This is a genomic window from Vibrio sp. 2033, from assembly GCF_033339735.1.
This window is the reverse complement of sequence record NZ_JAWOVC010000054.1, coordinates 1-5,825: the sequence shown is the minus strand read 5'-3', so window position 1 is coordinate 5,825 and position 5,825 is coordinate 1. Positions and strand designations below refer to the sequence as shown.

The 5,825-nt window shown below is 44.6% G+C and carries 6 protein-coding genes and 1 tRNA gene; 4 read left to right on the top strand and 3 right to left on the bottom strand.

The window, feature by feature from the left end; all coding sequences use genetic code 11:
- Positions 1-74: 74 nt before the first annotated feature.
- The 3 genes from glsB to trmB all read right to left on the bottom strand — a co-directional run bounded on the left by glsB (position 75) and on the right by trmB (position 2,859).
- A complete protein-coding gene (glsB, locus tag R7P74_RS24290) occupies positions 75-995 on the bottom strand; it encodes a glutaminase B (RefSeq protein ID WP_005381007.1) in 921 nt (306 codons plus the stop codon).
- 98 nt (positions 996-1,093) lie between these two features.
- Positions 1,094-2,122, bottom strand: a complete 1,029-nt coding sequence (locus R7P74_RS24285; RefSeq protein WP_005381006.1) for a TRM11 family SAM-dependent methyltransferase — start codon at positions 2,120-2,122, stop codon at positions 1,094-1,096.
- A gap of 17 nt (positions 2,123-2,139) precedes the next feature.
- Entirely contained in the window at positions 2,140-2,859 is a 720-nt protein-coding gene (gene trmB, locus R7P74_RS24280) for a tRNA (guanosine(46)-N7)-methyltransferase TrmB (protein ID WP_005384506.1), read from the bottom strand.
- A 203-nt stretch (positions 2,860-3,062) separates the two neighbouring features.
- On the opposite strand from trmB, the gene mutY reads away from it, so the two are divergent.
- The 4 genes from mutY (at position 3,063) to R7P74_RS24260 (ending at position 5,824) form a co-directional block, all read left to right on the top strand.
- Positions 3,063-4,139: an A/G-specific adenine glycosylase gene (mutY, locus tag R7P74_RS24275; protein WP_225492045.1), complete on the top strand. Its 1,077-nt coding sequence runs from the start codon at positions 3,063-3,065 to the stop codon at positions 4,137-4,139.
- Between the two features lie 19 nt (positions 4,140-4,158).
- A complete protein-coding gene (locus R7P74_RS24270) occupies positions 4,159-4,431 on the top strand; it encodes an oxidative damage protection protein (RefSeq protein ID WP_005381002.1) in 273 nt (90 codons plus the stop codon).
- Positions 4,432-4,508: 77 nt separating this feature from the next.
- Complete coding sequence (gene mltC, locus R7P74_RS24265) at positions 4,509-5,648, top strand: membrane-bound lytic murein transglycosylase MltC (RefSeq protein ID WP_005381001.1); 1,140 nt, start codon at positions 4,509-4,511, stop codon at positions 5,646-5,648.
- 100 nt (positions 5,649-5,748) lie between these two features.
- Positions 5,749-5,824, top strand: a tRNA-Phe gene (locus tag R7P74_RS24260).
- Position 5,825: the final 1 nt, after the last annotated feature.

Genomic DNA, 5,825 nt, shown 5'->3' with positions numbered 1-5,825 from the left:
GAGTAATCGCGCTGAGTTCTTTTAGTTGTTGATTTCATAACACTCTCCAATTTTGGGGGTGGAAAGTGTCAACCTTAGAAAATTGAACGGCCAATTCGCTCTGAGAGCAGCTCAAGCGCCTTAGTACCAGCAAGCGAGTTACCTGAAGGATCAAGCTCTGGAGACCATACTGAAATGGTCATTTCACCAGGTACTACCGCAATAATGCCACCACCAACACCAGACTTACCAGGCATACCAACGCGATAAGCAAACTCGCCCGCGCCATCATACAAGCCACACGTTGCTAACAGTGCATTAAGTTGTTTGGTTTGCACAGGAGAAACTACAGGCTTACCCGTTTGTACCGATGTGCCCTTGTTTGCTAAATAGCTAAACGTTTTAGCCAAATCGACGCAACTCATCTTCAGCGCACAAGCGTGGAAGTAGTTTTGTAGTACTGGAATCACTTCATTTTCGAAGTTGCCAAACGAACGCATGAGATATGCAATCGCCGCATTACGATCACCATGCATCATTTCGGATGCCGCAACGACTTTGTCATACACAATATGGGTATCACCAGAAAGCTGACGCACAAATTCCAACAGGCGCTGACGAGGTGCAGATAAGCGAGTTTGTAACAAATCTGCCACTACTATCGCTCCAGCATTTATAAATGGATTACGAGGAATACCTTGCTCCATTTCTAGCTGGATTAGCGAATTAAATGCCTGCCCCGAAGGCTCTTTTCCCACTCGAGACCAAATTTCTTCTTGCTTGTACAAGCACATCGCTAACGTCAAGCTCAATGCTTTTGAAATAGATTGGATAGAGAAAGGTTCATCGGCATCACCCGCCTTAATAACCTCACCTTCGTTGGTGTATACCGCAATACCTAACTTGTTGCTGGGTACTTTTGCCAGAGCAGGAATGTAATCAGCCACTTTACCTTGGCCGATTAAAGGGCGTACTTCCGCCAAAATATCTGTCAAAATTTCCACTGTCGGTTTCATTCTCTACCTTCTATTTACAAGAGAACTCGTTGAGCTCAGAGGTAAAAAAAGCCAACGTGTCGTTGGCTTTTCCATAGGGTTCGTTCGACTCAAGTCGATTATGGTTTTACTGCCACAATAATATTGCGGTTGATAGATTGATCAACACGGTGAAGATAACCGATGTAAGGCTCTTCTGAAAGTACCTTCCAACCTTGCTCTTCAAATAATGCCGCGACATCTTTCCATTTCAATGTGAATTCATTGAAAGACAACACCACTGAACCTTGCTTTTTCAATACCACTTTCCATGCAGGCAGAGCCTCGTTTAAAAGCTCTAGTGGACTGCGGTTCAGTTTGCTGTCCTTAGCATTTTTGCTGCCGTGTTGCACGCCATAAGGCAGATCAGACACCATCACATCAACTGAGTTCTTTTTCACGACTTGATCAGCGATACGAGTATCAGCCGAATACAGCTTCATAAACTGAAGATTGCCTTGGTTGTAATCTTCTTTATTTGCTGCAGCTTCAACCACGAAACCATCCGCCACTTTCTTGCCACCCGCAGTGCGCTTTTCTTTGCTCACTTTGTGCTTAAAGCGGCCATTCTTCATGAACTTAACAATAAAGGTCTGGATCTCTTGCACCCACTTGGCGTTGATCTCAACCCCTACCACGTTCAAACCGTGAATCAAGCCTTCAAATAAGGTTGTACCTTTACCACACATTGGATCCATTAAGGTCAGTTGTTCACTTCCCGTATTGGACGCACTAATGCCGATATTCACCATCAAACGGGTAAACTGTTCGTTTGTTTTCCCGGTGTAGCGCAAAATCTGGCTCATACTTTCCGGGAAAGTGTTAAATACGGGCGCTTGAACTGGTCGAAGTAAACCATCTTCGCGCACTTCAAATAGCGCATAGTAAATCGAAGAGGCTGCGATTCTTCGCGCCTGCTCATCGGTTAGCGCTTCCTGACAAGAAAACACCAACGCAGCAGGTAAGCCAACGTCTTTACTACCAATTTCTGTCACATCCACGCCTTGTGAAGCTAAAATTGCTTTTAGCTCAGAACAGGCAATGGTCATTGCGCTATCAAAGTAAATTCGGTTATGACCCGGATTCGCTAATATCGCGTAATGGTACATCCCATGAACTCCTCTGGTTACGCAATACGCTTATATTTGATATCCCAAACACCGTGACCAAGACGGTGACCACGAGCTTCAAACTTCGTTAGCGGGCGATCGTCTGGACGAGGAACGAAATCACCATCTTTAGCAATGTTTTCGAAACCTGGCGCTTGGTTCATCACTTCAATCATGTGCTCTGCGTAGTTTTCCCAGTCGGTCGCCATGTGGAAAATACCTTCATTAGGGATAAGCTTCTCACGCACCATTTCCGCAAAACCTAATTGAACAATACGACGCTTGTGGTGACGCTTCTTATGCCAAGGGTCTGGGAAGAACAATTGCAGTGTCGATAAGCTGCCATTTGGGATCATGTGTTCGAATACTTCTACCGCATCGTGACACATTACACGCAGGTTAGTAATTCCCGCTTCGCGAGCATCGGCAAGACAAGCACCAACGCCTGGGCTATGAACTTCGATACCGATGAAGTTTTTCTCTGGCGCGTTCTTTGCCATTTCAACCAATGAAGCACCCATACCAAAACCGATCTCAAGCACTACTGGGTTATCGTTGCCAAACACCTCTTTCCAATCGAGAAGTTCAGCTTTGAAGTCAATACCCATCGTAGGCCAGCATTCATTCATCGCGCTCTCTTGACCTTTAGTCAAACGCCCTTCACGGCGTACAAAGCTGCGGATTTTGCGGATCAGCTTTCCGTCTTCGTTGTATTCGTTAGTGGTTACTTCACTCATTGATTTTGCCTGCACATTGATTAATCAAAGCGGGGATTATCCAAAGAATTTACTTAGGTGCAAGTATTTGTTGAGCTCTTGGTCTATGGCAACCCAAAAGCAACGACACACCTCTTTATATCCCTACTGTTTATCCGTTGTACTTCTTGCCCATTATGTGGTGCAATTTTGCACCTAACCAATAATAGAATACAGAGCAAGTCGTGACACCTTTCGCCAGTGCCATCCTAGAATGGTATGACGCATATGGAAGAAAAGATCTTCCGTGGCAACAAAATAAGACCGCATACAGTGTCTGGTTGTCTGAAATTATGCTTCAGCAAACTCAGGTCACTACGGTTATTCCGTATTACCAACGTTTCTTGGAACGCTTTCCAACCGTGATCGATCTTGCCAATGCTGAGCAAGATGAAGTCCTACACCTTTGGACTGGTTTAGGGTATTACGCCCGAGCCCGTAACCTTCACAAAGCAGCACAAGAGGTCGCCTCTACATACAATGGTGAGTTTCCTCTTGATATAGAGAAAATGAACGCCCTACCGGGGATTGGTCGCTCTACTGCTGCCGCCATTTTATCGTCTGTGTATAAACAACCACACGCGATTCTTGATGGTAACGTGAAGCGCACTCTATCCCGCTGTTTCGCAGTTTCAGGATGGCCAGGACAAAAAAAGGTTGAAAACCAGCTGTGGGAAATTGCCGAAACGCATACCCCACAAACGGATGTAGATAAGTATAACCAGGCAATGATGGACATGGGCGCAATGGTCTGCACTCGCAGCAAACCCAAATGTAGCCTCTGCCCTGTTGCTGACCTGTGTGTGGCAAAACAACAAGGTAATGTGCTCGACTACCCGGGCAAAAAACCGAAGAAAGATAAACCAATCAAGCAAACTCGTTTCGTGATGCTTCACCACAACACCGAAAATGGTCATGAGGTGTGGTTGGAGCAAAGACCACAAACAGGCATTTGGGGTGGTTTATTCTGCTTCCCACAAACCGAACATGTGGATGCAGAAAGCGACATTGAATTGCTACTGGATCAACGTGGCATTCAAGCCAGCAATATCAAACAGAAGCAAACACTGATTACCTTTCGTCATACATTCAGCCATTACCACCTAGATATCACGCCAATTTTGATTGATTTATCAAAGCAACCGGACGTGATAATGGAAGGCAACAAAGGTCTTTGGTATAACTTATCTAAACCTGAAGAAGTCGGTTTAGCCGCGCCAGTAAAACTATTGCTGGAAACGCTACCCCACGAACTTCGTTAATTGAATACAAGGAGTCATTATGAGCCGCACTGTATTTTGTGCTCGACTAAAGAAAGAAGGCGAAGGTCTAGACTTTCAACTTTACCCTGGTGAACTAGGTAAACGCATTTTCGACAACATCTCGAAAGAAGCGTGGGCTCAGTGGCAACACAAACAAACCATGTTGATCAACGAGAAGAAACTCAACATGATGGATCCAGAACACCGCAAACTGATCGAAACAGAAATGGTAAATTTCCTCTTTGAAGGAAAAGACGTTCATATCGAAGGTTACACACCGCCGAGCGAATAAAGTCGCTTGAGTTAAACAATGACATCACAACCATTTGTGGTGTCATTTTTCTATTACCTTCAATAACTCTGATACTTATGAAAAAAATTGTCTTTATTGCTGCCGCACTTTTAATGGCAGGCTGTAGCCGTGAATTCGTCGAAAAGATTTATGACGTCAACTACGAGCCAACAAACCGTTTTGCCAATAACTTAGCTGAGCTACCAGGACAATTTGAAAAAGATACTGCGGCGCTAGATGCCTTAATCAATAGCTTTTCAGGCAATATTCAAAAGCGCTGGGGTAAAAAAGAAATCAAGTACGCTGGCAAGAGTAATTACGTTAAGTACATCGATAACTACCTTAGCCGCGCCGAGGTCGACTTTCGCAAAGGCGTGATCACGATAGAGACCGTATCACCGACCGAGCCCCAAAAACACCTAAAAGACGCGATTGTCACCACCTTATTAACACCAGACGATCCCGCTCATGTCGACTTATTCTCCTCTAAAGGTATCACGTTAGAGGGGCAACCATTCCTGTATAAACAAGTTGTCGACCAAGACAATAAGCCAATTCAATGGTCTTGGCGGGCAAACCGATTTGCGGAATACCTCATCGCAAATAAAATAAAAACCAAAAATGTAGATTTCAAGAAAGCGTATTACGTCGAAATTCCCATGGTTGAAGACCACTTTTCAACTCGCAGCTACCAATACGCCGATATCGTGCGTCGAGCTTCCAAGAAATACGACATTCCAGAAGACTTGATATACGCCATTATTAAAACTGAGAGCAGTTTCAACCCATACGCGGTAAGTTGGGCAAATGCATATGGCCTAATGCAAGTTGTACCTAAAACAGCGGGACGAGATGTGTTCAAACTCGTGAAAAAGCGCTCGGGCCAACCAAGCCCTGAATATTTGTTTAATCCAGAAAACAACATAGATACCGGTACTGCGTATTTCTATATCTTAAAAAATCGTTATTTAAGAGAAGTCCGCCACCCTACCTCTCTCGAGTACAGCATGATTTCAGCTTACAATGGCGGTACTGGAGGAGTTTTAAACACATTTCATCGCAGTGATCGCAAACGCGCAATGCAAGATCTTAATTCATTGCAACCCAACCAAGTTTATTGGGCGTTAACCAAGAAACACCCGAACGCAGAAGCGCGTCGCTACCTAGAAAAAGTTACAAATTTCAAAAAGGAATTTAACTCGAAGCAAACTTTGTAGTGACAGTTGAATAAAAAGCGTTCGAACAACCACTTTTTTGAAATTATTTAAAAAAAGTGGTTGACGCAACGCGGGAAAATCCGTTTAATAGCGCTCCGTTGCCCGGATAGCTCAGTCGGTAGAGCAGAGGATTGAAAATCCTCGTGTCGGTGGTTCGATTCCGCCTCCGGGCACCAC

What these genes read in the sequence shown, in the direction of transcription:
- R7P74_RS24285 (WP_005381006.1), bottom strand. Translation starts at nt 2,122, where the DNA reads ATGTACCATTACGCGATATTAGCGAATCCGGGTCATAACCGAATTTAC.
- glsB (WP_005381007.1), bottom strand. Translation starts at nt 995, where the DNA reads ATGAAACCGACAGTGGAAATTTTGACAGATATTTTGGCGGAAGTACGC.
- trmB (WP_005384506.1), bottom strand. Translation starts at nt 2,859, where the DNA reads ATGAGTGAAGTAACCACTAACGAATACAACGAAGACGGAAAGCTGATC.
- mltC (WP_005381001.1), top strand. Translation starts at nt 4,509, where the DNA reads ATGAAAAAAATTGTCTTTATTGCTGCCGCACTTTTAATGGCAGGCTGT.
- R7P74_RS24270 (WP_005381002.1), top strand. Translation starts at nt 4,159, where the DNA reads ATGAGCCGCACTGTATTTTGTGCTCGACTAAAGAAAGAAGGCGAAGGT.